Origin of the sequence: Rickettsia koreansis, assembly GCF_046532895.1 — a bacterium.
GTDB lineage: Bacteria > Pseudomonadota > Alphaproteobacteria > Rickettsiales > Rickettsiaceae > Rickettsia > Rickettsia rickettsii.
Genome location: NZ_WHLZ01000002.1, coordinates 111,976 through 137,429, shown reverse-complemented (window position 1 = coordinate 137,429; position 25,454 = coordinate 111,976). Strand labels below are relative to the sequence as shown.

The following is a 25,454-nucleotide window of genomic DNA, read 5'->3' as shown; positions in this document are numbered from 1 at the left end:
ATTAAGATTAAAAGCAGGTATCACCTAAAAGCAGTTGTTTTATGCTGTAATTTAGCCTTCTGATGTCATTCCCGCGTAATGATAATCTGTTCAACTCTAAATAATTATAGTCATTGACTTATTTTAATTACTTCTATAGATTACTTTTCTTAAATGATAATTAAACTCTGTCCTTCATAATATAATCTAATTTATAAGAGTTAAAATATGGAAAATAAAGAAGAAGAAACTTTAACCTCTGAGTTAGATGAAGAGGAAGAAAAGTGTTGAAAAGCTCAAAATGCAAGGAAAGAGCTTAAGTTAATATTAATAACATTTGCTATTATTCTCACTAGTTTTTTAACTTTTTGTTATTTCTTTTTTAACTATATAGAAGAAAAAGCAGCAGGGTATAAATTACAGCAAGAACAAGAAGCAAAAATAAATAATAACACAAAATGAAATTGTTTAAATACAATATCTATTTAAAGTTAAAAAATTATTTGTTATTACAATTTTTAAACTTTTGCTTTAATTGTAATCAACTATTATTAATATAAATAAAATAACTTTTATGGAAGATATAAGCTCTTGGAAAGAAAAATTTGAAATTTGTGTTTATGCTAAAAAGCTACTTGATAAACTCGAATATTTAAACACTAAAGTAAAAAATCCTGTTGATATAGAGGAAGTTAAAACAGGTATCTACTACGCTCGTAAATATCATGGTTCACAAATGCGTCAGTCAGGCGATCCGTATTATTCGCACCCGATCGAAGTAGCGATTATGCTTGCAGAGTTTGTAGCAGACGAAGCGCCTAAGCTTTTTACTTCTAATATGATAAATGCTGCTCTACTTCACTATACTATTGAGGATACAGAACTTACTGAAAAGATGATCATCAAAATTTTTGGTAAAGAAATAGCAAAACATGTAGAAGGTTTAACTAGAATTAAACCGCACAGACAAATCAGTGTCGAGGAAAGCTTAAACCTATTAATTAAGCAAAAAAGATATGATACCGCACTTATAAAATTATTTGATCGTATTCATAATGTACAAACATTAGCAGCTAAATCACCTGAAAAAGCGAAGCAGATCATTGTGGAAACATTTAAGAAGTTTCTAGTTGTTGCTATACATTTAGAATGTTATGAAATTGAAGAAAAGTTTAATGAAATTTGCTATAGGTTTTTATACAAAGATAAATTTTTTCAACAAAAATAAATATCATTATTCACTATGAATAACCTACTTCTTTTTCCAACTTTTGAAAATGATTTAGACCAAACATACAAATTATAAGTAATGGAACCATCACAACAAACAAACCATATTGCCCCAAATATTTGGTTAAATATATAAATTCCAAACTAAGTGATTATACACATTAAGGCTCTAGAAACAGCATATATTATACTACTGTAAAGCGTTTAAAAACCGGGAAATGCCTAAAAAAGATTGAAACAGCAGGAACAGTATCAAATGAACATATTATCAAACCTATTTGAATTAAAAGAAGCTGGAAAGGTGTAGTTGTACTTTTTAAAAGGTATGGTGCAAATAGAATAAATATAAAGAGTAAAGCTAATTTTACTCTAAGAATTTTTAAAGGATCTATTTTATAACTTAGAAAACATATTAAAGACATACTAGCTAGGTGGAACATTGAAATAATAAAATTATGATGAATAACCTGAGCTGCACTATATCCAAATGCATTCTTTAAAACTTCACCACAAGTAATATAAGTATAGTAGAAAATATGGGCCAAGCACAACTCATTATGAAAAAATATATAGTTGTCTTCTTATTAGGTTTTTGGTAAAAAATCTCATCGTTTTTTAATTCTTTTTTGTCGATATTTGCTTTTTCATATTTTCGTAAAAGTCTAGCACTTGCATCTACACAATCAGGCTTTTCTCTAAGATGAGCTCTAGCGTAGCCTCTCACAACTGCAATAATTGCACCTATCCCAATGGCAAGACGCCAATTAAATCCTTGAGTAGTAACTAAAGATACTATAGCTAAAGCTACAGTTGTCCCAATTACTGATGCTACGGCGATAAAAGAAACTACGGGATATTGTATAGGTGGTTTTGTAATTTCAGTTAAATAAAGTTCTGCTACTACTATTTCACCTACAGACGCTATACCTTGAATTGCACTGCAAATTGTGATTAATACAGCAGCAAAATAACCTACTTGTTCATAAGTAGGAGCATTTGCCATAATTATACAGGATAAAGCCATTAAGGTAGATAATAACAGTAGATTTTCGCCCTAATTTGTATCACCTATTCGACCAAAAACATATGCTCCTAGTGGTCTAAATATAAAGGTAGAACAAAAGGTAAAGGCAGAGAGACGAGAAGCTGCACTCGAATCATATTTAGGAAAGAACAATTCATTTAACAATACTGCTAAATGGACGTACAACATTAAATCAAAATACTCAAGAAAAGTAGCTGTAGATAAAATTCCCGTGGCTTCTTTTTGGTCACTTGTTAAACTTCTCTGTTCTTTTTCATAGCCTAGCATAAATTCTTTACAAAAAATTAAATTGTAAAGAAATTTATACTGTTTTATATAAAAGTCAATAGAAATTTCGCTTTACACGATAAATAAAAAAAGGAAGTGCAACTTAATATATTTCGTGAATTGATAGAGAAAAGCTATAATATATTGTGATGTTTTTTATAGTTGTAATTATATAGATTTCACTGTATTCCCCAGTAAATAGTAACGTTAAAAGCAAGAAACAAACTAATAATTAGTACTTTAAATTTACTTTATTTTATTAGCATGATAGATATGTGATATAATTGAAAGAAAAAATAAATAATATACAGCAATGGTTCATTTTTAGATTGAAAAACAAAATACTGTACTACCATTGGTAGTTATAATTAAATATATTCAAAATTTATATGCTTTTTCAATCACTAAATTTATACTCTATCTTAGTTGCAGGTCTTACAGCTATTGTTATCGTGTTGATGCGTCAATTATCTTATTACAAACAACAAATTATTAATAAGGATTTAAAAATAATACCTGCATATTTTGATAAAAAAATGTTATATAAAATTCTTAATAATAACTGCGATAGATATTCTGCTCTTGAAATGATTAAATCATATTTTAAGTTGAAAACCGCAAGATCGTTATCATATGAAGAACTTGAAAATGATAAGCAATTAAGCGAATTATTTAGAGATTATTTAAACTATTTTATTGATGATTTTATATCAAAATCCGATAAATCAGTTGCAGTAAATAAAGTGTTTAGTATACAAGATGAACATAACAATACTCATAAATCATATGCGTTTTTAGAGAAAAATAAAATATCGGACAAAACACATCAAATGCTTATATATGTCAAAGTGCCTTATATAATGACCCAAGACGACGAAGAAAGCTTAAACACTTTCATACACTTGGCTAAGATAATGTAGATTGCCCAAAAACAAAATCAGACACTCAAATGACAAATTTAAGAGTGAGCTTAACGAAGTCGTATAAGCGAATCTTACAAAATTCGGCATCAAGAGCTTAATATAGAAATTATTCCGCTTTGCATAAGAAAATAAAATTCCAGACTATCCGAACAATCACAATAATTAGCAATAATTATTAAAACTAAACCTAGAATATTAAAAAAATAGACAAATGGTTTGCCATAAGATTTCTCTTCTTGTTTAATGCTACTTTTTAATAATTCATATATTAGAGATTTTAACATTGAATTACCTATTTCATAAGAATAGCGAGCAATACACCTGCACCAAAAGCGTAAGCGAGATTCCGCAAAGGGTGGTCACGTGTCGACTCACATAAATCCGCTACATTAGCTTTACCTTTATCCATTACTTTATCTTTATAATGTTCCATAACGGGATGATAAATTACCTAACTGCTCATCTAGAATATCTCCGGATTTACCTTTTAAATTACGTAATCTTGACACTAAGCTTTCAATATCTTTTTTGATACCTTCGACATCTGCTGTAGCAGAGTTTGAATTTGATTCTTTTATAATTTACTCCTTTATTAGTTTACATTTTGTTAAGCAAATTATTTTGCCTACAAAACTTATACGATGCTCCTCTTATAAGAACTTTACAATAGCTTAAATAATAAAAAAACCGAATCTAAACTAGATTCGACTAAATTTAATGATTTTTTATTTCGTATTACTTCTACTTACTACCGAATGAAGAAACAATTTTATTAATTAATGATTCAATATTAATTGCTGATTGAGTATATTTTATCTCTTCATTAGCCGCTAAATTTTCATCGTCATTACCCGGTACAATTGAAATATATTTACCTCCAAGTAACCCGCTGGTGACTACTTGGGCTTTAGAATCTTTAGGTATTTTAACATCATCATTAATATTGAGATATACACTTGCATCAAAGCTATTTGGATCTAAAGTAATTTGCTTTACACTACCGATTTTTATACCTGAAATCATTACGTCGCTTCCAACTGCTATCCCTTCCGCACTTTGGAAATGAGCAGTTACCTGATAGCCTTTTGAACTAGTTATAGAACTACCTGTTTTGTAGGCAAAAATCAAAAATAGCAAAGCAATAATTAATACTACAAAGCCTATAATTGTTTCAATAATGTTCTGTTGCATTGTTTTTTATATTTTATTAATTAATTACGGTTGCCATCTATTATATTTAAGATTTGATGTTTTAGGCAGCTTTTTAACTATTTTATTATTCTTTTGCCATGGAAAAAGCTGAATATTTTTTGGTATCTCATTTACTAAATGATGTAACCAAGCGTGCCAACTTGGCGGAATTTTTGTAGGTTCATTTACATTTTTATAAATAACAAACCTCCTTGGACGCCCTAAATAATCAATATTACGGCTTTCATAATATTGATTCAAAAACTCATCTTCTCCTACTTTTTTGTGAAAAAAAGTAATAAAAAACTTATCTATCCACGACATTTTAAAATTTCTATAGCAGTTTCTCTTCCTTGCACTGCAAGTTTATCGGCAGCAATATTACCGCTATTATTTGCATGACCTTTTACCCATTTCCAAATAATAGTATGTTTACTCAATTCTGCGTATAATTTTTGCCATAAATCGGCATTTTTAACGGGTTCATTGTTGCTTTTACACCAATTATTTTTTATCCAATTATGAATCCAAGCGGTAATTCCTTGTTGCAAATATTTACTATCGGTATAAATCTTAATATTACAAGATTTTTTTAAAATCCTCAAGGCTTCAAGTGCTGCCGTAATTTCCATACGATTATTAGTCGTATCTAACTCATACCCAAATACTTCTTTGCTAGTATCATTAAATTGAAGCAAAGCTCCCCACCCTCCGGGACCTGGATTACCCGCACATGCACCATCAGTATATATCACTACTTTTGAATCCATAATATGCATTAACTAGGTTTAGGTTTAGAAGAATTACGAAACTTATCTAACATTATAACATTTGGACTTGAAGATGATGAAGTCTGATAACTTTTATTATTACTTATTTCCTCTTCATGTTGAGGATTTTCATGTATATTTAACGACTGATTAAAAGTGAGACTGTAATTATTATTGGAATCAACAAAGCTAATAAGTGCATCAAAAGGTACGTAAATTATTTCTTTAACACCGTCAAAACTTACCGTTAAAGAAAAGCCCGTATCATTTACTATTAAATTTTCAAACTGATATTGCAGTACTATTGTTATCTGTTTCGGATATGCCTGTTTAACTTTTGAAGGTAAAATTACCGCAGGGTTATCGGTTCTGTACGATATGTATATTAACTGATCCCAATATAAATTTTCATGCTGAATTTTTGTTAGAATTTTTTTCACAAATTCTAGCATATATTCATGCACAAATTTTTTATATTCAATATTCATACGAGAAAAATAAATAAAAATAGGTCGACGAAGTTTAATTTGAACAGTTTACGTCATTACGAGGAAAAACTGTAAGTTTTGACGAAACAATCTCAGGAGTCCTACTTTATGAGATTGCCACATTCTCTACGTTCGCTTGCAATGACAAGATCAACCGTTTTTAGGCAATGCCAATTTTTCAAATTAAACAAGTATAAGTGAGGGTGTTTCTGTTGCCCGGCACACCCTCCAGCCGCGTAGGATTAAGCTGCTAAAGCTAAACGACCTACAGAACGATTATTATCGTTTGCGTTTCTTTGTTTTGACCCATATGGCATAAGCCATCGGCGGAATCATCCCGAGTAAAAGCAATCTTTTTATTAGGCACGTCGACCCTATTTCGCCCCCCAAAAATACTCGATGAACTTCGTATTGTCTACTCTTTAAGAGTTATTACATATTTAAACTTTTCTAAATGACGTAGCTAATAAAGAGAAATTTGAAGGCGACACGGAACGCAGAACCACAGGGTACAAGCAAGTAACGTGAGGATGCGAGTACCGGAGCGACGTACAAATTACCTTTAGGAGCAAATTATTTAGAAAATTTTGGTGGAGGCGTCGGGTACTGCCCCCGAGTCCGCAACCTCTATTCTAAATTACGTTTATTACTATAGCTATATTAGCACCAAATATTATACCTTAATTTGATTAAAATGTAAAGGTCAAATAAGAATTCTAGATTTATATTAAAAATGAACTTATAATAAATGTTTAGAATTCTAAATTAAAAACTTAATTATGCTACCAAATCTTGGAATTATTGCCGGCAGAGGTTCATTACCTTACTTAATAGCAGGTAATTATACAAAGCAAGGCGGTAATTGTTATATCGCGGCAATTAAAGACGAAGCTGATATAGATCAAATTAAAGATTTTGAATATAAGATTTTGAAAATCGGTATGGTCGGGGAAGCTATAAAATATTTTAAGGAGCATAAGGTAAAAAATATTATTTTTATCGGTGGAGTTAATAGACCGAATTTTAAAAATTTAGCCGTAGATAAAATAGGCGGTTTATTGCTTTTCAAAATAGTTGGGCAAAAAATTCGAGGAGATGATAGTTTGCTAAAAACAGTAGCGGATTTTTTTGAAAGTTACGGTTTCAAGGTAATTTCAAGTAATGAAATATATAAAAATCAACAAGATAACTCCAATATTATAACCGATACTAACCCTATAAGTTCAGATAAAAATGATATTGAGCTTGGAATAAAATTATTGAATCATCTAAGTGCATTCGACATTGCACAATCGGTTATAGTTGAAAGTGGCTACATACTTGGTATAGAGGCTGCCGAAGGAACGGATAATTTAATAACGAGATGTGCAGATTTACGTAAAAATCCTCATGGAGGAGTATTAGTAAAAATAGCGAAATTAGGTCAAGATAATAGACTAGATATGCCGACGATCGGTCCTAATACTATAAAGAATCTTGCTAAATATAATTACAAAGGGATAGCGATTCAAAAAAATAACGTAATTATAGTCGAAGAAGAATTAACTATAAAACGCGCTAATGAACATAAAATTTTTATAACAAAATGTTAGCAATAGGTATTACCGGTAGCTATGCATCGGGTAAAACTTTTATGTTGGGTTATTTAGCAGAAAAAGGATATAAAACTTTTTGTGCCGATAGATGCATAAAAGAATTATATCAAGATGTAGTTTTGCAAACTCAGATTTTAAAATTACTACCTGAACTTGAGTCTTTCAATATTGGAAAAATCAGTAATTTAATTTACAATAACGACCTAGCTAGAGAAAAACTACAAAATTTTATTTACCCCTTACTAATAGATAAACTCATTTTCTTTTTTAAAGAAAATGCTAATTCCAAATTTGGCTTTGCCGAAATACCGCTGCTTTATGAAGCTAAATTTGATAAATATTTTGATTTTGTCGTAACAATATACTGCTCTGAAGAAATAAGAATGCAAAGAGCAATAACGAGATCTTCGTTTGATATAGAAATTTATAATAAAATCAAAGAAATTCAACTATCACAAGAGAGCAAAATAGCAAAAGCAGATTTTGCTATAAATAGCGGCGTTGATATGTTAGACTTGGAAAAACAAATAGCGAAGCTAATAAAGGATTTGGAATGTCGAGTTTAAGAGAAATAATTTTAGATACCGAGACTACGGGACTTGACCCACGACAAGGTCATCGAATCGTTGAGATCGGTGCTATTGAGATGGTAAATAAGGTATTAACAGGCAGGAATTTTCATTTTTATATTAATCCTGAGCGAGATATGCCGTTTGAGGCTTATAGAATTCATGGCATATCCGGCGAATTTTTAAAAGACAAGCCTCTATTTCATACAATAGCCGATGATTTTTTAGAGTTTATTTCAGATAGCAAACTGATTATTCATAATGCTCCTTTCGATATTAAATTTCTAAATCACGAATTATCATTATTAAAAAGAACCGAAATTAAACTCTTGGAACTAGCAAATACTATTGATACTTTAGTAATGGCTAGAAGCATGTTTCCAGGCTCAAAATATAATCTTGATGCATTATGTAAAAGATTTAAAGTTGATAATTCAGGTAGGCAGCTTCACGGAGCTTTGAAAGATGCAGCATTACTTGCAGAAGTATATGTAGAGTTAATGGGCGGTAGACAATCCGCTTTTAAAATGGTTGATAAATCTGCCAGAATAAATAATTTAGCAACTAATCAAGTAAATAACAAAACAGAGCAAGCTACTATTGTTATTAAACCTACAAAAGAAGAGCTGCAAAAACATAAAGAGTTTCTCAGTAGGATTTTAAAAACTGCTTAGTAAAACGTCATTGCGAGGAGAGACAAAGCCGCGACGTGGCAATCTCAGGGATTTTATATATTTTATATTATTTCATGAGATTGCCACGCTCCTTTTAGTCGCTCGCAATGATGATTATCAACAATCCCCTTAAAACTTATCTATGAAAACAAATTTTCTTGTATTTATAACCTTTACAATACTTATCTATTTAGGCTTTTGGCAGCTTAGTCGTTTAAAAGAAAAGAAATTATTTTTAGCTTCAATGCAAGCTAACCTAACCTCACCTGCAATTAATTTAGCAGAAATTCAAGACGGTTTACCTTATCACAAAGTAAAAATTACCGGTCAATTTTTGCCTAATAAAGACATATATTTATACGGTAGAAGGTCAATGTCGAGTGCAAAAGACGGATATTATTTAGTTACTCCTTTTAAAACCATAGAAGATAAAGTTATTTTAGTAGCACGAGGTTGGTTCAGTAATCGCAATAAAAATATTATCACGCAAGCTACAAACGACCGGCAGCACGAGATTATCGGTGTTACCATGCCATCAGAAAAAACTCGTATCTACTTACCTGCTAACGATATAAAAAATAATGTGTGGCTAACGCTAAATTTAAAAGAAACATCCAAAGCGTTAGGCTTAGATCTTGAGAATTTTTATATTATTGCGGAAGGAAAAGATATTAGCAATCTAGATATTTTATTACCTCTTGCAATAAATCATTTAGCAGCAATCAGAAATGACCATTTAGAATACGCCCTAACTTGGTTTGGACTTGCTATTTCTTTAATCGTAATATATGTAATTTATCGGCGTCGTTATATGGCTGTGGATGTCATCCCGCGAGCTTGTAGCGGAATCCAGAAAAATAATTAAAAAGACTGGACCCCGTGGTCAAGCCACGGGGTCATAGTAGAAAATCGATACATAAATGAGTGATTTACAAAGAGAAGCATCCGATCCTAATTACTCCGTTTGGGTATCGGCATCTGCCGGTACCGGTAAAACCAAAATCCTAACCGATCGATTTTTACGTCTGTTAATAACGGGCGTAGAGCCTTCCAATATTTTATGCCTTACTTTTACTAATGCTGCAGCTATAGAGATGCAAGTAAGGATTAATAGCAGACTTAAATATCTTTCTCTTTGCAACGCCGAGAAACTAGAAGAAGTACTTTTCTTAATGAGCGGCAATAAGCCATCGCCGCAAGAAACAGAAAACGCAAAAACTTTATATGATAAAATACTAAATAGCAATAAGCTTTTAAATATCTATACAATTCATGCTTTTTGTCAAAAAATCCTTAACACTTTTCCCTTAGAAGCCGGCATAACACCAGAATTTAAAATCCTTGAAGAAACTAAATTACAAGATATCTTCCTAAATATCAGAAACGAAATTTACTTAAGCGATGAACATAATGACTTAATGAAAATTTTACTTAACCGATTTCATGAAATAACTCTGCAAGATATTTTTACCGAGATAATCGAGCAGAAAATTAAATTCAGAAAGTTATTGATAAATAAGCAAATTCCCAAAGAAATATCTAATAAAAGATTAGCGTTAGGGGAATTAAATAATATTTACGATAAGGTAAAAAACTTATTTGCCGAGTATGATGTGGAGATAGCACCGAAAGAAATTTTTTTTACCAAAGATGGGAAAAAACGACAAAGCCTTTTATCGAAAGCATTAATAAGGAAATATCCTAAATTATTACTAGAGCTAGAAAAAATTACCTCTGAAATTTACCGATTAGATGAGCTGCGTCGCATAGAAGAGCTAGAATATCATACGAACTTACTTACTAAACTTGCGCATATTATTTTAAAAAAATACGATTCATATAAGGAAGAAAATAATTTACTCGATTACGACGATTTAATTTACTACACCGAGAAATTACTAAATAATAAAACTACTCATAAGTGGTTGCTGCATAAGCTTGAAAGCGAGATAAATCATATTCTTGTCGATGAAGCACAAGACACAAGCCCCCCGCAGTGGAATATCATTACTACTTTAATAACAGAGTTTAATGCTGTAGAGAGGCCAAATAATAGTGTTTTCATAGTCGGCGATGATAAACAATCGATCTTCAGTTTTCAAGGGGCTGATCTTCATAATTTCAACTTATTAAATGAGCGACTAAAAACAAATCTTACAAATGCTAATAAGAAATTCAAAAATATCACCCTTGAATATTCTTATAGATCATGTACAGAGATTCTACAATTTACTTATAATGTTTTAAAAAATATAAAATCCAATTACCCGAGTTTATTCCTTTCGAATAATCCTTTAATATCCTCATTTCGTACACATCAAGGCTCTGTAACGGTTTGGCCATTAGTGACGAGTGAAAAACAAGAAGAGCTTTTTTGGGCACTACCTGCAGATTATGAAAATTCTAAATCTGCTGCCGATTTACTCATAGAAAAAATCGTAAATTTTATAAAAGAACAAATAGAAAGCGAAGAAATTTTACCGTCTACTGCAAACAGAATATCTGAAAAAGATTTCATGATATTAGTTAGAAAGAGGGATGCATTTAGTAATAATCTGATCAAAGAACTTAGCAAAGCTAAGCTTAAAGTTGAGGTAAGCGATAGAATGAACCTTAAGGAAAATCTAACTATAATGGATTTAATTTCATTAGCTAAATTTGTGTTACTACCTGATGATGATTTAAATCTTGCCTGTTTACTAAAATCACCGATTATTGGAATAAGCGAACAGCAATTATACACACTTCTTGTAAATAAAAGTGAGAATAGCTTATGGGATATACTCTCTTCACATGAGGAGATATATAATAAGTTAGATTCTCTAATTGAAATTTATAAAATATCGATTGTTGAGAACTTCTTTGATTTAGTGGTGCATAATCTAAATTTACGAGAGATTTACGATGATGATAGTGATGATATGATAAATGAGCTATTAACATTAAGCAAAAACTATGCAAATGATATAGATAATTCACTGCAAGGATTCGTTGCTTGGTTTGAGAATAACGATATCTATATTAAACGTGATATGGAGCATTCAGACAAAATAAGAGTAATGACCGTCCACGGCTCTAAAGGGCTTGAAACTCCTATTGTTATATTATGCGATTCTACTACTTTACCGATAAGCAGCAATAAATTTATTTGGGATGATAAAGGAGAAATGTTTTTCTCTGCTAATGCTGCCGATACTCCTGAGTTTTTGCAAGAGCTGAAAGCAGCTGAAAAATTAAAAGATTTGCAAGAATATATAAGACTACTCTACGTTGCAATGACAAGAGCTAAAGACAGGCTGATTATATGCGGTTTTAGTAATAAATCTACCACTCCTGAAAATTGCTGGTATGAAATAGCCAAACAAACTTGCGATAAATTTCTCAATTAGTAGCTGCTATATTAAATACAATATACTATTAAGACGCACATATATTTAAATAGCGTCTTATGTTAAAAATTTTAGAAAGTTTCTTTGAAAATAAAGCAAGAATTAAAATAGAAAGGTTAAACAATTACCATCCCTGCATTATGCTTATGAAAAAGGTAATAAGGAATAATACTTAAATTTTTTTCTTTTAAGACTTGTTTATACTTTGTTATTTTAGAAATAACAACTACAACAAGAAAAATACTTATTAACATAGGATATAAGATATTTAACTGATCAAACATCATTAATTTCACAGAATTTAGTTAGATACTACATAATAGTAGTAACATTTATTTAAATTTCAACTTAAATATTTTTTATTTCAATTTAACTCCTATATCTTAAATTTAAATCATTTATAGATATTGTCATAAGAAAATTAATAAGATTTTTATTGAAACCGCTACTTATAAAATAGATAGCATAATAATTTATGCATTATGATAATGATCATGCCCTAATAAATCAGATTTAAGAATACCACAATTATATTCATATAAATCTAAATAAGCTTGTCATTCATGAACATTTTGTTCTATTTTTTCATAATTATATTTATATGAGTTTTGGAATTTTTCAACTAATTTACCTTTATTAACAACTTTTTTATAAGCATCTTCTTTAAAAAACCCATCTTTTTGTTCTTCACTACGAAAGTAATCCTTAAATTCACTATGTTTTTTTCGGTAAATTATAGATAAATTCTGCAAATTTTTCTAATTGAATATTGGTAATTAGAGTAAATACCAAACCTATATTTTCTTTATATTGGTTAACTCTTGAAATTGCATGCTCTATTGTATCTTTTTGTTCAATTTCAATAACATTATTAGATAAAATAACTAAACCTTTTTTATTAACCTCTTGCTTTTCAGATTCCTTTAGTTTTATATTCAGTATTTCCTCTTCTAATGCCTCTTTACTCAATAATTTTTTAAATGCAGCAAACCACGGACCAAAAGCTGTACTTTCTAACTTTTTAAAATATTCTTTTAACTTCATAACTAATTTCCTTGTTTATATTTTCTTAGTTTAATTTATAGTACTAGTTGGCAGTAATCAAGTTATAGAGCTAAGAAAAATTAATACTTTTGTAAAAATTATATATAGCGTAACAATTGAAAAACAGTTTTAAAATGCTTAAAATAATTTGACTATTTTAGAAAATTTTAATAAAATCTATTAATAAACTCAATCGATAATACAAAATATGAAAACAGCTTTTATCTTCCCCGGTCAAGGGTTGCAATTGATCGGTATGGGAAAAGATTTTTATGATAATTTTAAACCCGCCAAAGAAACTTTTCAAATCGTTGATGAAGTACTAAACCGCAAACTCACCGATATAATTTTTAATGGACCTTCTGAAGAACTTACCTTAACCACTAACGCACAACCGGCATTAATGGCAGTATCTATGGCAATAATAAATATTATCAAAGCTGAAACCGATAAAAGTTTGGATAGTCTTTGTGATTATGCTGCCGGTCATTCGCTAGGTGAATATAGTGCTTTATGTAGCACCGAAAGTATTAACCTTGAGACAGCAGCAAAACTACTTCATACACGTAGTACATCTATGCAGGAAGCATGTCCTGAAGGTGAGGGAAGCATGGCGGCTTGTATCAATATTCCGCTTCAAAAACTTGAAGCAATATTAGAAGAGATCAACAAAATAAATTTATGCCAAATTGCCAACGATAACATCGAAGGACAAATAGTTATTAGTGGCAAGACCACAGCTATAGATCATGCTATTAGTATAATTAAAGATTTAGGTTATAAAGCGATAAAGCTGAAAGTCAGTGCTCCATTTCATTGTAGCTTAATGAAACCAGCAGAAGAAAAAATGCGAGTAGCTCTTGATAAAGCTGTAATTAATAAACCTCTGATACCGATAATCCAAAATTATACCGCAAAACCTACTCTAGATCCTACAGAAATCAAACAAAATTTAATGCTTCAGATATGCGGGCGAGTTAGATGGCGTGAAACTCTAGAATTATTTCACCAATTAGAAATCACTCATATAGTAGAAATAGGGGCAGGAAGCGTACTAACAAATATGCTCCGGAAAATTAATTATCCATATAAGTTAAGTAATATAAGTAATTTAGAAGAACTACAGCATTGTTTAGATAACGTTAGTCAATAACTGTCTCTAATAACTTCTGATTCATAAAGTTTTTAAATTAACTTAATATTATTATATGCAAATTAGTTTTAGTTTTTTTAAGCAATTGCTAGAATTATTCACTAGTGATTGGCAGAGCTATTTAGACAAGGTAATAGAGGATTTTACAATTTAGCCTTCACAGATACTAATGATACATTTTTAAAAGAAGAATGTTATAAAAAAATTGCTCTTATCCAAAAAGACATTAAAGAAGGTGAATATCCATGGTATGTTGCTCCTTTTAATAAAATAGATCATGCAAGTTTATTACTTACCAATATTCATATATTAGAGCTTGATTATCTAAATCAAAATACGGTAAAAGCAGTAAACAATATGCTGCGAAATAACTTCAAAGATATATATAATCCGGAAATTTATATTATTGCTAATTATGAAGCACCTATAATTAAAAACTATACAATAATAGATAAAATAGCCAAAGGTAAAGTTATTACCTTTGAAGATTTAAATATTAAATATGTAGATCACACGGATGAAGAGTTACAATATATTGGTGATATAGTAAATGATATTAGAAAACTAGACAGCGAGTTAGTAGCAGATATTCAAATATCATCAAATTTATTTATCAATTTTATTTTGTAGATTTTCTTATTACTCAGTGTACAATCATTTTTATGGCTGCATATTTTGAAGAATTACACAATTTTCATCAAAATTTAGATAACCTCAATTTTTTAGTACCGTTACAAAAATATATTCCCGAATGCCAACCAAGAGACTATAAGAGTTTTGTCAAGCTTAAAGCAATAACTTGGAATAGATTTTTAGTTAAATATCAGAAATTATTTGAGAACATTCAGAACATATTATTTAGCATCTGTAGTGATAGTGAGAATTTTGTAAAATTGTTAATTTCAGACTCTTATCATCTTATCTTATCATCTTAGCTTAAACAAGCGAATCGAAATTATAGAGTACTTAATAGATAAATATAAAAATGATACTAAATCTATTTATTACATAACCCAACAACTTTTTGATATTTGTGATGATAACACGGATATTAAAACTATCGAAGCCAAGGCTAAACAGTTTTACAAATATATTGAATATTTCCGTAGTTGGGATGATTTACCTAGTTATTGGTATATGGACTTTAAAGGGCTACCCAGGTGTGATAAGGAAGCTTTGATTATGAGCAATTCCGTAAAGCCGGAAAATGATTATATTGAGTTAGAAAAATTATAAAATAATTCTAGAAATTTTGCTTATTAGATGATATAAAGTAAAGCCATATAACCGGAGAGATGGCCGAGTGGCCGAAGGCGGCGGTTTGCTAAACCGTTATACGGGTCATACCGTATCGAGGGTTCGAATCCCTCTCTCTCCGCCAGTCTGTACAGTTAGCCAATTCTTGTAGTGCTCTCTAAGTATAATCTTTATCACCAAGCATATTATAGATTTCCGGCATATATTTATGTTTCAGCCAAATCTCAAGGCTACCGATAATATAAAGGTTATTTTTAGCTCTGCTAATACCGAAGTTTAAGACGTTTGGCTTGTGCGTCATTATATTTCTTACACCTTTATCCAGAGGATGCTGAGCTCCTAGTAGTATTATTACCGTATCGTTTTCTGTGCCTTGAAATGCATGAATAGTGCCGATATTTTTATATCCAAATGCTTGAATTGTTTTCTCATATCTTGAATCGTCATATTATTTCATTCAATTTTCTACGAATAGATTCGCTGTAATCTTTATACATTGTAATAATGTAAATTTGTTTGAGCGAATCATCCCCTTTTTTCTCTTTTAATACTTGGTTTTAATAACTCTAGTAATTTTTGAAATTCGGCTTCCGATTCATATTTATAACGTTGAACCTTATTATCTTTTATATCTATCCATTTTGAAGTACCTAAAATCGTTCTAATATCAGAGTGACAGTCAGAGGTAGCAAAAATCATTTTGTCACCGTAAGCTATTTTTTACATATTTTAAACATCAGATTTTGGCATCTTCTATGCACTAATAAAGGGAAACCAACCGTAACATCATCTATTTTTGTTTGATATAAAGAATTACGGTCAGCTAGGTTTTGCAATGAAACTTCCGAAGGTGACCACTCAGGATATGAAACCTTAAAATGTTCACATAATTTGTTCATTAAATCTTGCTTTAATATAGAAATAGGATCTGTTTGTAGCGGACCACCGACTACTACGACTTTTTTTGATTTTTAAATAGCACTAGCTGCGTATTGTGGCGGTATCTGCTCTGCTTCATCAATAAATAACCAAGGAATTTCATTATGTTCGGATGTTGCCAACATTTTATCGCATGAGTGAAAAGTTGTAGACACAACAGGTATGACCATAAAGAAATTTTGCCAAGCAATTTTGTTTATCTTAGGGTCACCCGATGAATGCACTGCCATATCAAAGAAATATTTCAGGCTATGCCCCAAATTATCAGCATTAGCATTTATAAATATCTCATGTAATCTTACAGCACTTATGAATAATTTTGATCTTAATTTTTCAAACTCTTTATCAAAGTAAGGAGTGACTTTATTTAAATCTTCAAAATTTTCTTGCCAATTTTTCCAAAATAAATCTTCTTCAAAATCCTTAATATTGAAATATTTATCTTTTAAACTTACGATAGCCAAGCTTATATAGTCGTTAAGCTGTTTTATTTCTTCTACAGAAGCTTCAATTTTCTTAATTGCAGCTTTAATATTCTTAATATCAGTTTTTATCTGGTCAATTTCTTCTGAAGATTTATTTTTTAGCTTAATTAAATCCCGTTTTTGCTCATAGCAAGAATTGTATTTTGCGGTTTTCAAAAATGCATGAATTTTTTCAAAAAAAACAAATTTAATAATTTTATTTCACAATCAATTTCAAGTATTTTAGAGCTTTTATAATCAAGCTATAATTCTAACTCATTTTGCTCTTCTTTTTTTCTGCATATATCACTCCTAAATCCTCTTCCTTAATTAACTCTCTTTTCTTTTTATTAAATTCAATAATTGATACAATATTTTCATAAACTTCATGAATTTCACTGTATAAATTGTTAAAATCAGCACACGCTTCTTTCCATTCATTATTAATTTCATCTATAGAATTACAATATTCAGGTTTAAAATGTGCAGGGGCTTTATCTTTACATTTATTATTAACTAGCAGATTAAGATATTGCAGCATTGTATGTTTTTCATCATTCTTATCATCGTTTTCTTCTTCATCTTTATATTTCCAAAACTTATTTGAAAATCTCTTTTTATTTCCATGATTACCGAGCACCGCAGCAAATATACCCCTATCTTTCTCTTTTTCCTCTTTCAATAAAAGTTATTTAAAATAACTTAAATCTTTATGATATAGCTTATCTATTTTACTATATAACGATATTTCTTTAGATATATTTTCAACGGCATTGTTATTAGATGATGCAACAACCATACCGTAAGTTTGTAATTCCGTTTTTAAAGAATTAACATGATAATCAAAATTTGGTGTATGTAAGGAAGATTTTTTATTTTGAAACCCGTCCTTAGGATCTTCTAAAGTTGCTAAATATGAAGCACGATCTACATAGATATTTGCTATAAGATCAAAAAGTATAGTGGTTTTACCTGTACCAGACGGACCATTAACAGCAAAAAGCTTTCCTGAAAAAGAGGGTAATACCAAATTAATCGCAGCAGTTTGCAGTGCCGCAAGAGAGTGACTCGGCGATGAACACCAACGCGTCGGTTGCATCATAAATGGAGATAACAGTTCTTGTAGACTTTCTTGATGCTTTAAAACATCTATGGAATCCGGCTTATCTTCTTTACCACGATATTTGGCAATTGCTGATTCCGAGTCAAATTTTTCTATATTACTTCGTACAAAATCTAATGGTCTTAGAAAAAACTATTAAACATTTCTAAGGATTTCTAAGGAAGGAGTGGCAAAATTATAAATTACCGGTTTATCTTTTTTCTTTTTATGCGAGGTAACTCTTCTTACACATATTTCAGAGCGGCTAAATAAATATTTTTTGTCAATTTCTAACTTCTGTACTACAAGATCAATCATAAGATTAATCATTTTTAAATTTAGAGTTTTAACTCAAGAATCTTGCTTTTTATCCTTAAAATATATTCTCTCACTTTCTGAAAATACTTCCTCTATTAGGCTGTTATTATTATCTACAAAATTTGGTAAATCTTTTAATTCTTTTTCTTGGAACTCTTCTCTCATGATTCTACCGAGAACATAAGCAACAGTAGAGATAACCATAAATCATTCAATATATTTACCGTTTTCATCTATAGTTAAACCAGCAATAGGTGTTTTTCGGTTGCTCTTGCTTATCCTGATGGTTATTATAATCATTTAAGAACTCTTGATCTAATTTAGTTATATTTTGGATTTTCTTTAAAATATCAAGTGCAGCTTCCGACCATTTTAAATAACCGAGATAAATATGCCAATAAACTGCTACTTCATTTTTCTCAAGATCAATACCGAGTTTTGTTTTATCCAGTTTTTCAAACTAAGCATCTTTTAAGAAAAAAGTGTTTCTTTCTTATCCAGTTTGCAACTAAAACTGCCTTTTTTATCGGTATGTTCTCTAATAATTGCAAAATATCTATTTAAATTTTCGTTTTTATTAGGAGTTAGTACTTCAATAATCTTCCATACACCAAGGATAGATTTGCTTTGTTCATCAGATTGATTGTACATCAAAAGAAGTTTACACTTAAAATAGAAATATCCTAAGTATGAAACTAGAAGAAGTAAACAACTTTTTAATGTTACTGTTTATAGCATATAAAGAGGTGTATAATTAACACAATTATCACCAAATTATTAATGATTTTAATAAAATTTAGTATTTTTATAAATTCATTTAATATATTATTTCCTTAACCCAAATAGTATATAATAAATGCAAAATAATAAGGAAATTATTAAATATATAGTGTCTAGCATTTGGTCTTCTTGGAATCCTATAAACTGGTCACCAAGCATGCAATTAGCTACCTTAAGTTATATATTGTCTTGTTTAATTTATGGGAATGATGCATATCCAATTGAAGATGCACAAATAATAAATAATGACCAAGAATGGCTTAAAAGCAATCAAACTTATACCTTTTATAATACCCAATTTCTAATCTTCTCCGTTATATGGAACTTGCAAAAGAGATACCTATATGCCTAAAAAGATTAAAAATATTTCATCAATTTGATGATGAGAATTATATACCCAATGAAGCGTTAGCCTCTCATAAGCTCATAAATAACTTTTCTAATTTATTGAAGCATTTTAAACTAACTCCTCTTATAGATTCTACTGATTTTAATCCTAACTATTTTATGGTATGGAGTTGGGCAAAAAATTTAGGGAATATTCCTAAATATCTTGGTCAAAAACTAAAGCGTGTTTGTAATAATATAGAAGAAGCAGAAAATTATTGGGAGAGTTATGAACCGGAGGCATTCTCTCATTTTTCTACCTTTCATGAGTTTATAAATACAATAACACATTGTAATTATGCATTATTAGGTTGTAGAGATATTAGATCAGATATATATTACAATGAACTATAGTTAATTCAGATGAATACAACTTTCTTCTTTAGCAAATAAAGCAATTAATGCCTATATAGTCAAATGCACATTTAAACCGCTTCAACGCACATAGCCATACCCATACCGCCACCGATACATAAAGTAACTAAGCCTTTTTTAGCTTTAGCTCTTCGTAAGCCGTGTATCAGAGTGATCAGTACACGTCCGCCGCTTGCCCCGATCGGATGACCGATTGCTATTGCTCCACCGTTAACATTAACCTTCTCCATATCCCATTTCATTTCACGGTTTACATAAATACTTTGAGCGGCAAACGCCTCATTAACCTCGATAACTTCCAAATCATTAACGCTCCAACCTGCTTTACTTAAAGCTTTTTTGGATGCAGGAACAGGGGCAGTACCCATAATACTTGGATCAACACCGGCTGAAGCATAAGAAACAATACGAGCTAGCGGCGTTAAATTATGCTTTTTCAAAGCTTCTTCGGAAACTACCATAAGACATGCCGCACCGTCATTAATAGGGGAAGCATTACCCGCTGTAACTACACCGTTTTTATCAAAAGCAGGACGTAATTTACTCAGAATTTCAAGGCTGGTATCAGGTCTTACTGTTTCATCATGATCAAACAAACTAGTAGTTTTTTTAATCGTTACTTCGATAGGTAAGATTTCATCTTTAAAAACTCCTGCTAGCTGTGCTTTAGCTGCTTTCTTGTGAGAGCTTAAGGCAAACTCGTCCTGCTGTTGTCTGCTAATATTAAACTGTTTCGAGATATTTTCGGCTGTAATACCCATAAATACTCCTGAAAATACATCGGTTAATCCGTCATACTGCATTAGATCAACCATTTTAATATCGCCGAATTTAGCTCCTGCTCTGATATAGCTACCGTGCATACCGAGCGACATATTCTCCTGCCCACCTGCTATAACTATTTCATTATCACCCGTCATAATTGAATTTGCTGCAAGTGCTACGCTTTTAAGACCTGAGCCGCATACTTTATTAATCGTATAGCCCGGCACTTCTTTCGGTATTCCCGCATAAATCAGAGTTTGCCTCGCCGGATTCTGCCCGCTACCGCCGTTTATTACCTGTCCAAGGATTACCTCACCTACTAAAGCTGGATCGATTTTGCTGTTTTGCAGTATATCCTTTATTAAATGAGCAGCAAGCATAGGTGCAGCTGTTGTACTAAGGCTACCTATAAACGAGCCGAAAGCAGTCCTTTTCGCATAAGTTATATAAACCGGTTTTGTCATAATGTGTACTCCTGAAACAATTTATCTAGTTTATCATTTATTAAATAACTAATATGTCCGCCTGCTACATCTATAAGCTTAGAGTTTTTTAATAATTTTTGCAAAGGTAAAATAGAAGATTTATGTACTATTTGATCATCTTCTGCTGCTACTATATATACAAGACAATGAATTAAACTCGGATCAATAATAAAATTATCGATTTTCCATTTAAGATTTATAAACATATTTTCATCTAATATATTTTGTGTAATTTGATTATAAACCTCCTTAGATATACTATTTTACCTGACATAAGCCAATTCTCTATTCTCAATGCTAATTCTTGCTCCTTATCGGAAGTTATAGAGAAAAAATTTTTTAATTTAGCATTGAAATAATCAGGGAATAAAAGAAAAAATAAAATTTGAATATGAATTTTAGGAATTATCGGTAAATTGTCTATGCCACTATCTAGTTTTAAATATCGATGCAACATTCTTATATAGAAAAAATGAGAAAAATCCCACGGGCAGGTAAGTAAAGTCAGAGTTTTGATAAATTTAGGCATAAGTACGTTTGTAGCTATCGCAAGGTTACCGCCGATACAATGACCTATTAAATTAATGTCTTTAATTTTCAAATTATCTATTACTTCGATTATTTTATGCACATAGTCGTCTAGTAAATATTTAGGTTCCTCAATCTCTAGCCAATCTATTAAATAAACTTCACCGTAGCTTCTCAAATTTTCAATAAAACTTTTGTCACGAGCTAAAAAAAATATTTCCAGTGAGTTGAAGATAGAGAGGATGATTAGGAAAGTTTTGATTTCATCCTGACTTCTTTCTATGTCATTCCCGAATTCCCCTTTGTCATTCTCACGAAAGCGGGAATCCATTTTTAATTTATTTTTACTGGAACCTATAGACAAACCACGGGATAACACCGAATAATACAACACCCTATAATGCTCTGTTTGCATTACTATTTTACCTGATTCTAAATATTTATTACCTAAATTAGGTGTCTTTGTATAATTATTATAAAGGTCAAAATATTCCTGTAGTTTATTACTATCTAGGCATTGAGAGTATCTAATCTTATATTAGTAATTCTTGACAAAAGGCTAAATATATTGTATAAGTTCAGCACCTTCAGAATGTAATAACAAGTATATAGGCTCTAAAGTTTTAGGGGAAATACATAAAATCTTGAAGTGCTTAAGTTTTTTTTTTGTCCTTAGGGATTTATAATGTTAAGTACCTCATCACGATCGTTTAAAAACAAATTCAGAGCGGCATTTTGGCCTGTGCATAATTACGAACTCGGAAAGTTTATTCCGATGAGTACCTTAATGTTTTGTATTTTGTTTAATCAAAATGTTTTACGCATCTTAAAAGATAGTATTTTAATCTCCGAGATTAGTGCAGAAATAGCAGGTTTTGCTAAAGTTTATTGCGTTACGCCTGCCGCTGCTTTATTCGTGATTATTTATGCTAAAATGATTAATTATCTTACTTTTGAAAAGATCTTTTATTATTTAAGTGCATTTTTTATCAGCTTTTTTGTTTTATTCACTTTTGTAATTTATCCTAATATTCATATTTTTCATGTACATCCTGATAATCTAGCTGACTGGATGGAACGTTATCCTCATTTTAAGTGGTATATCTCATTAGTAGGTAATTGGGGTTATATAGTATATTATAGTCTTGCCGAGCTTTGGCCTAATATTTTTTACGTATTATTATTTTGGCAGTTTGCTAATGAACTTACTACTACCGAAGAAGCAAAAAGATTTTATACTCTCTTTTCGCTATTCGGCAACTCTTCTTTAATATTAGTTGGCTTTTTAATGATGAATCTATCATCGGAAGATACTATTATTAAGAAGTTTATGAGTATTTCGGATAGTAAAATCACTTTAGTTCAAGTATCCACGACAATTGTGGCAATTGTTGCTATTATTTGTTGTTTGTTAGTTAGATTTATTAGCAAGAACGTTTTTACTAATCCGTTATTTTATGCTAAAGCAAAAAGCGGTAGCTCAACTTCAGAACGTATGGGGCTAATTAAAAGCTTTAAATATATTGCAAAATCAAAATATTTATGGCTACTTTTAATTTGTTCGGCAGCTTTCGGATTTGCTATTAACTTAGTCGAAGCCGTATGGAAAGCAAAAATTAAGGAATTATATCCGACTGTAAATACCTATGCTGAATTTAACAGTCTGTATATACTTTGGACAGGCGTGGCAATAATGGTTATGACCATCATCGGTAATAACATTATGCGTATGCACAACTGGTTTGTAGCAGCAGTTATTTCACCGGTTATAATAATGGTGACCGGCATTTTGTTCTTTGTACTTATCGTATTTGACCAACAAATTTTATCATTATTTGATGGAGCAATTTTAATGTCACCTCTTGCTCTTGCCGTTTCAATCGGTGGCATTCAAAATATTTTAGCTAAAGGTACTAAATATTCTATATGGGATACTTCAAGAGAAATGTTATATATCCCTCTTGATGAGGAGCTTAAAACCAAAGGCAAAGCTGCGGTTGACGTGATAAGTGCAAAAGTCGGCAAATCCTCTAGCGGTCTTGTGCAATCTATTATTTTTACTTTAGTTCCAACCGCTACTTTTACCTTAATCTCACCAATTCTAATGGTGGTATTTACTTTTGTATGCTTAGCATGGATTTATGCAGTAAGAAAAATATATTTTGAATATCAAAAAATAGCATAAAATAAATTATTGTCATCCCGCGACTTGATCACGGGATCTAAGGATACAGTCTGTGACCAAGATACCGTGGTCAAGCCACGGTATGACACCGAACGCGTTTTTTGATCTACGCGGGTAATGCTCTTTTTAGCTAGGAACCTTATAGCATAAAACTATCGATGTTACTATGAATCAATCTCTACTAAAGCTTTAGTCCCTATACTAAGAAAATCTCAAAATCCTTTAAGATATTTTCAACATCTTTTAAGATAGGATCAAATTCGTCTTTACTTTGAGAAGAAGGCAGTTTAAATGAAGTTAGGGTAACTTTTTCACTCTTTATAAAATTATGAGGCTGAGGCTGATCCTTAAGTTTAATAGTAACAACTTCGCCTGCTAGAGAGTTCGGATGTCTGTTCTCATTAATTGAATCTGGATGCGTAATTTCTAGGTTTTTTGGAGTATTATCTTCCTTGTTCTTACTACGGAATGAAAAAATTCTAGATGATGGCATTTGATTTACATTTTATTTAAAAAACGCTATTTATTATAGGGCAATAATTTATATTTAACAAGCAGAATGGTTAATTGTCATAAACTTTTCTATCATTCTAGTAACGGAACGTTCTAGTTCAATATCTAATTTTGAATAATCAGAAAAGTTAAACCATTTAAGTTCATTCGATTCGTTATTTTTTATAAAATTATCATTATTTACTGTTTTTAGTAAAAATCGTACATCATAGTGATAATGAGCAGGCTCATTATGAGTTTGCGGAATATAATGGGTGTCTATATCAAAAATCTCCTTATTGATCGTTTTGATTTCATTAATTCCGGATTCTTCTATAGCTTCTTTAACCGCTACATTTAATATATTACTATCTCCATCACAATGACCGCCTGGTTGAAGCCACTTATCAAGCTTTTTATGGTGCATCAATAAAAATTTAGTTTTATCATTATTAAGTAAAAAAGCCGAAGCAGTGAAATGTCCTATTTGTAAATCTCAGCTAAAAGGGTTTTCATATTCATTTAAAAATTCAAGCATTTTTGTTTTTGTAACAATTTCTTCAGGATATGTACTACTGTAATTTTGTAGTTTAATATGTAATTCATTCATAATGATAATTTTTTATGTATAGAGCTTCGATATTTAACTCAAATTTCTCTGCTAAGTCAAATGAAAATAATGTCATAAAATTATATTGTCCATGTTTCATGGTAATTATCATTGACAATTAGTTAATGTTTAGTTATATATCGCATAACTAAAATTTAATATTAACTAATTAGGTTTATTTTTATGCTTAATAAAATAGTCGAGTTATTTAGAAGTGATGATACCACCCCCTTGGTATGGTAAGATTGCAGTAGTAGGAGCATGTGCTGTTGGAATTTATGTGATAGCAGGTGATTTACTTAAATCTCCGGCTTTTATTCTCAAATGTGGTGCCGATGTAGTAGCAACAATGGGAGCAATTCTAGCATATGAGCATTATACAGACGCAACTTCGTAAGAAAGTCCGATGGAATTGATAGGAAATGAAGCACAAGCTGCAATATAATAATA

General features: G+C 30.7%; 32 protein-coding genes, 1 tRNA gene, 1 other RNA gene and 7 pseudogenes. 16 read left to right on the top strand and 25 right to left on the bottom strand.

Annotated features, from left to right (window positions below):
* Positions 1–207 precede the first annotated feature (207 nt).
* Both GCO76_RS06370 and GCO76_RS06365 read left to right on the top strand, forming a co-directional pair.
* Positions 208–441 (top strand): annotated as a pseudogene (locus tag GCO76_RS06370) (RP671a family tick cell line-upregulated protein).
* A 112-nt stretch (positions 442–553) separates the two neighbouring features.
* Positions 554–1,207 (top strand): HD domain-containing protein, encoded by a 654-nt coding sequence (locus tag GCO76_RS06365; protein ID WP_410956584.1) that lies wholly within the window; start codon positions 554–556, stop codon positions 1,205–1,207.
* Between the two features lie 13 nt (positions 1,208–1,220).
* Here the strand turns inward: GCO76_RS06365 and GCO76_RS06360 are convergent.
* Positions 1,221–2,521: pseudogene (locus tag GCO76_RS06360) on the bottom strand (MFS transporter).
* A gap of 355 nt (positions 2,522–2,876) precedes the next feature.
* Between GCO76_RS06360 and GCO76_RS06355 the strand changes: the two are divergent.
* A pseudogene (locus GCO76_RS06355) lies at positions 2,877–3,441 on the top strand (hypothetical protein).
* Positions 3,442–3,533: 92 nt separating this feature from the next.
* Here GCO76_RS06355 and GCO76_RS06350 read toward each other — a convergent pair.
* The 7 genes and pseudogenes from GCO76_RS06350 to ssrA all read right to left on the bottom strand — a co-directional run.
* Positions 3,534–3,728: pseudogene (locus GCO76_RS06350) on the bottom strand (hypothetical protein); the annotation flags it as partial.
* Positions 3,729–3,736: 8 nt separating this feature from the next.
* Positions 3,737–4,022, bottom strand: a pseudogene (locus GCO76_RS06345) (hypothetical protein).
* 163 nt (positions 4,023–4,185) lie between these two features.
* Positions 4,186–4,635, bottom strand: a complete 450-nt coding sequence (gene mlaD, locus GCO76_RS06340) for an outer membrane lipid asymmetry maintenance protein MlaD (RefSeq protein ID WP_004997581.1) — start codon at positions 4,633–4,635, stop codon at positions 4,186–4,188.
* 24 nt (positions 4,636–4,659) lie between these two features.
* Complete coding sequence (locus GCO76_RS06335; RefSeq protein WP_017442576.1) at positions 4,660–4,959, bottom strand: NADH-ubiquinone oxidoreductase subunit NDUFA12 family protein; 300 nt, start codon at positions 4,957–4,959, stop codon at positions 4,660–4,662.
* On the bottom strand, positions 4,947–5,414 hold the full coding sequence (gene rnhA, locus GCO76_RS06330) for a ribonuclease HI (protein WP_410956583.1): 468 nt from the start codon (positions 5,412–5,414) through the stop codon (positions 4,947–4,949). The genes GCO76_RS06335 and rnhA overlap by 13 nt, the downstream gene beginning before the upstream one ends.
* The gene (locus tag GCO76_RS06325; protein ID WP_014014721.1) at positions 5,414–5,893 is read right to left on the bottom strand and encodes an SspB family protein; all 480 of its coding nucleotides are present in this window, start codon (positions 5,891–5,893) and stop codon (positions 5,414–5,416) included. Before GCO76_RS06325 ends, rnhA begins: the two co-directional genes overlap by 1 nt.
* Positions 5,894–6,089: 196 nt before the next feature.
* Positions 6,090–6,598: a transfer-messenger RNA gene (gene ssrA, locus GCO76_RS06320) on the bottom strand.
* A 74-nt stretch (positions 6,599–6,672) separates the two neighbouring features.
* Here ssrA and GCO76_RS06315 point away from each other — a divergent pair.
* The 5 genes from GCO76_RS06315 (at position 6,673) to GCO76_RS06295 (ending at position 12,120) form a co-directional block, all read left to right on the top strand.
* Positions 6,673–7,485, top strand: a complete 813-nt coding sequence (locus GCO76_RS06315; RefSeq protein ID WP_410956582.1) for an LpxI family protein — start codon at positions 6,673–6,675, stop codon at positions 7,483–7,485.
* A complete protein-coding gene (gene coaE, locus GCO76_RS06310; RefSeq protein ID WP_410956581.1) occupies positions 7,479–8,054 on the top strand; it encodes a dephospho-CoA kinase in 576 nt (191 codons plus the stop codon). Before GCO76_RS06315 ends, coaE begins: the two co-directional genes overlap by 7 nt.
* The gene (dnaQ, locus tag GCO76_RS06305; RefSeq protein ID WP_103897553.1) at positions 8,042–8,731 is read left to right on the top strand and encodes a DNA polymerase III subunit epsilon; all 690 of its coding nucleotides are present in this window, start codon (positions 8,042–8,044) and stop codon (positions 8,729–8,731) included. The genes coaE and dnaQ overlap by 13 nt, the downstream gene beginning before the upstream one ends.
* A 142-nt stretch (positions 8,732–8,873) precedes the next feature.
* Positions 8,874–9,596: an SURF1 family protein gene (locus tag GCO76_RS06300; RefSeq protein WP_410956580.1), complete on the top strand. Its 723-nt coding sequence runs from the start codon at positions 8,874–8,876 to the stop codon at positions 9,594–9,596.
* 55 nt (positions 9,597–9,651) lie between these two features.
* A complete protein-coding gene (locus GCO76_RS06295; RefSeq protein ID WP_410956579.1) occupies positions 9,652–12,120 on the top strand; it encodes a UvrD-helicase domain-containing protein in 2,469 nt (822 codons plus the stop codon).
* Between the two features lie 557 nt (positions 12,121–12,677).
* On the opposite strand, the gene GCO76_RS06290 is transcribed toward GCO76_RS06295, so the two are convergent.
* Positions 12,678–12,872, bottom strand: a complete 195-nt coding sequence (locus GCO76_RS06290; RefSeq protein WP_410956578.1) for a hypothetical protein — start codon at positions 12,870–12,872, stop codon at positions 12,678–12,680.
* A complete protein-coding gene (locus tag GCO76_RS06285) occupies positions 12,835–13,164 on the bottom strand; it encodes a hypothetical protein (protein WP_410956577.1) in 330 nt (109 codons plus the stop codon). Before GCO76_RS06285 ends, GCO76_RS06290 begins: the two co-directional genes overlap by 38 nt.
* A 208-nt stretch (positions 13,165–13,372) precedes the next feature.
* On the opposite strand from GCO76_RS06285, the gene fabD reads away from it, so the two are divergent.
* The 5 genes from fabD (at position 13,373) to GCO76_RS06260 (ending at position 15,698) form a co-directional block, all read left to right on the top strand.
* Positions 13,373–14,317 (top strand): ACP S-malonyltransferase, encoded by a 945-nt coding sequence (fabD, locus tag GCO76_RS06280; RefSeq protein WP_410956576.1) that lies wholly within the window; start codon positions 13,373–13,375, stop codon positions 14,315–14,317.
* A gap of 108 nt (positions 14,318–14,425) precedes the next feature.
* On the top strand, positions 14,426–14,947 hold the full coding sequence (locus tag GCO76_RS06275) for a hypothetical protein (RefSeq protein ID WP_410956575.1): 522 nt from the start codon (positions 14,426–14,428) through the stop codon (positions 14,945–14,947).
* Between the two features lie 32 nt (positions 14,948–14,979).
* The gene (locus GCO76_RS06270) at positions 14,980–15,252 is read left to right on the top strand and encodes a hypothetical protein (protein ID WP_410956574.1); all 273 of its coding nucleotides are present in this window, start codon (positions 14,980–14,982) and stop codon (positions 15,250–15,252) included.
* Complete coding sequence (locus tag GCO76_RS06265; protein ID WP_410956623.1) at positions 15,230–15,553, top strand: hypothetical protein; 324 nt, start codon at positions 15,230–15,232, stop codon at positions 15,551–15,553. Before GCO76_RS06270 ends, GCO76_RS06265 begins: the two co-directional genes overlap by 23 nt.
* A 53-nt stretch (positions 15,554–15,606) precedes the next feature.
* A tRNA-Ser gene (locus GCO76_RS06260) sits at positions 15,607–15,698 on the top strand.
* Positions 15,699–15,731: 33 nt separating this feature from the next.
* On the opposite strand, the gene GCO76_RS06255 is transcribed toward GCO76_RS06260, so the two are convergent.
* The 10 genes and pseudogenes from GCO76_RS06255 to GCO76_RS06210 form a co-directional block, all read right to left on the bottom strand.
* A complete protein-coding gene (locus GCO76_RS06255; RefSeq protein WP_410956622.1) occupies positions 15,732–15,923 on the bottom strand; it encodes a P-loop NTPase family protein in 192 nt (63 codons plus the stop codon).
* Between the two features lie 176 nt (positions 15,924–16,099).
* On the bottom strand, positions 16,100–16,273 hold the full coding sequence (locus GCO76_RS06250) for a hypothetical protein (protein WP_410956573.1): 174 nt from the start codon (positions 16,271–16,273) through the stop codon (positions 16,100–16,102).
* Positions 16,274–16,287: 14 nt separating this feature from the next.
* Positions 16,288–16,473, bottom strand: coding sequence for a hypothetical protein (locus tag GCO76_RS06245; RefSeq protein ID WP_410956572.1), 186 nt, complete (start codon positions 16,471–16,473; stop codon positions 16,288–16,290).
* A gap of 417 nt (positions 16,474–16,890) precedes the next feature.
* A pseudogene (locus GCO76_RS06240) lies at positions 16,891–17,198 on the bottom strand (hypothetical protein); the annotation flags it as partial.
* A 50-nt stretch (positions 17,199–17,248) separates the two neighbouring features.
* Positions 17,249–17,659 carry a hypothetical protein gene (locus GCO76_RS06235; protein WP_410956571.1) on the bottom strand — a complete coding sequence of 137 codons (411 nt, stop codon included), beginning with the start codon at positions 17,657–17,659 and terminating at the stop codon, positions 17,249–17,251.
* Between the two features lie 6 nt (positions 17,660–17,665).
* Positions 17,666–18,079, bottom strand: coding sequence for a P-loop NTPase family protein (locus GCO76_RS06230; protein ID WP_410956570.1), 414 nt, complete (start codon positions 18,077–18,079; stop codon positions 17,666–17,668).
* Positions 18,080–18,235: 156 nt separating this feature from the next.
* Positions 18,236–18,409 carry a hypothetical protein gene (locus tag GCO76_RS06225; protein ID WP_410956569.1) on the bottom strand — a complete coding sequence of 58 codons (174 nt, stop codon included), beginning with the start codon at positions 18,407–18,409 and terminating at the stop codon, positions 18,236–18,238.
* Positions 18,410–18,430: 21 nt separating this feature from the next.
* Complete coding sequence (locus GCO76_RS06220; RefSeq protein WP_410956568.1) at positions 18,431–18,601, bottom strand: hypothetical protein; 171 nt, start codon at positions 18,599–18,601, stop codon at positions 18,431–18,433.
* 25 nt (positions 18,602–18,626) lie between these two features.
* A complete protein-coding gene (locus GCO76_RS06215; RefSeq protein WP_410956621.1) occupies positions 18,627–18,848 on the bottom strand; it encodes a hypothetical protein in 222 nt (73 codons plus the stop codon).
* A 20-nt stretch (positions 18,849–18,868) separates the two neighbouring features.
* Entirely contained in the window at positions 18,869–19,048 is a 180-nt protein-coding gene (locus tag GCO76_RS06210; protein ID WP_103897545.1) for a hypothetical protein, read from the bottom strand.
* Positions 19,049–19,495: 447 nt separating this feature from the next.
* Between GCO76_RS06210 and GCO76_RS06205 the strand changes: the two genes are divergently transcribed.
* Positions 19,496–19,918, top strand: coding sequence for a hypothetical protein (locus GCO76_RS06205; RefSeq protein ID WP_410956567.1), 423 nt, complete (start codon positions 19,496–19,498; stop codon positions 19,916–19,918).
* 71 nt (positions 19,919–19,989) lie between these two features.
* Here the strand turns inward: GCO76_RS06205 and GCO76_RS06200 are convergent, their stop codons facing one another.
* Positions 19,990–21,168, bottom strand: a complete 1,179-nt coding sequence (locus GCO76_RS06200) for an acetyl-CoA C-acetyltransferase (RefSeq protein WP_410956566.1) — start codon at positions 21,166–21,168, stop codon at positions 19,990–19,992.
* Positions 21,165–22,249, bottom strand: a pseudogene (locus GCO76_RS06195) (alpha/beta fold hydrolase). Before GCO76_RS06195 ends, GCO76_RS06200 begins: the two are co-directional and overlap by 4 nt.
* Before the next feature lie 153 nt (positions 22,250–22,402).
* Here GCO76_RS06195 and tlc5 point away from each other — a divergent pair.
* On the top strand, positions 22,403–23,902 hold the full coding sequence (tlc5, locus tag GCO76_RS06190; RefSeq protein WP_410956565.1) for a GTP/GDP exchange transporter Tlc5: 1,500 nt from the start codon (positions 22,403–22,405) through the stop codon (positions 23,900–23,902).
* A gap of 196 nt (positions 23,903–24,098) precedes the next feature.
* Here the strand turns inward: tlc5 and GCO76_RS06185 are convergent, their stop codons facing one another.
* Genes GCO76_RS06185 through GCO76_RS06175 form a run of 3 tightly spaced genes read right to left on the bottom strand, consistent with a single transcriptional unit; the run spans position 24,099 to position 25,004 of the window.
* Positions 24,099–24,395, bottom strand: a complete 297-nt coding sequence (locus GCO76_RS06185) for a hypothetical protein (protein ID WP_103897540.1) — start codon at positions 24,393–24,395, stop codon at positions 24,099–24,101.
* A 54-nt stretch (positions 24,396–24,449) separates the two neighbouring features.
* Entirely contained in the window at positions 24,450–24,881 is a 432-nt protein-coding gene (locus GCO76_RS06180; protein ID WP_410956620.1) for an NUDIX hydrolase, read from the bottom strand.
* A 9-nt stretch (positions 24,882–24,890) separates the two neighbouring features.
* On the bottom strand, positions 24,891–25,004 hold the full coding sequence (locus GCO76_RS06175) for a hypothetical protein (RefSeq protein WP_014014742.1): 114 nt from the start codon (positions 25,002–25,004) through the stop codon (positions 24,891–24,893).
* A 217-nt stretch (positions 25,005–25,221) separates the two neighbouring features.
* On the opposite strand from GCO76_RS06175, the gene GCO76_RS06170 reads away from it, so the two are divergent.
* Positions 25,222–25,401 (top strand): hypothetical protein, encoded by a 180-nt coding sequence (locus tag GCO76_RS06170; protein ID WP_103897539.1) that lies wholly within the window; start codon positions 25,222–25,224, stop codon positions 25,399–25,401.
* Positions 25,402–25,454 lie beyond the last annotated feature (53 nt).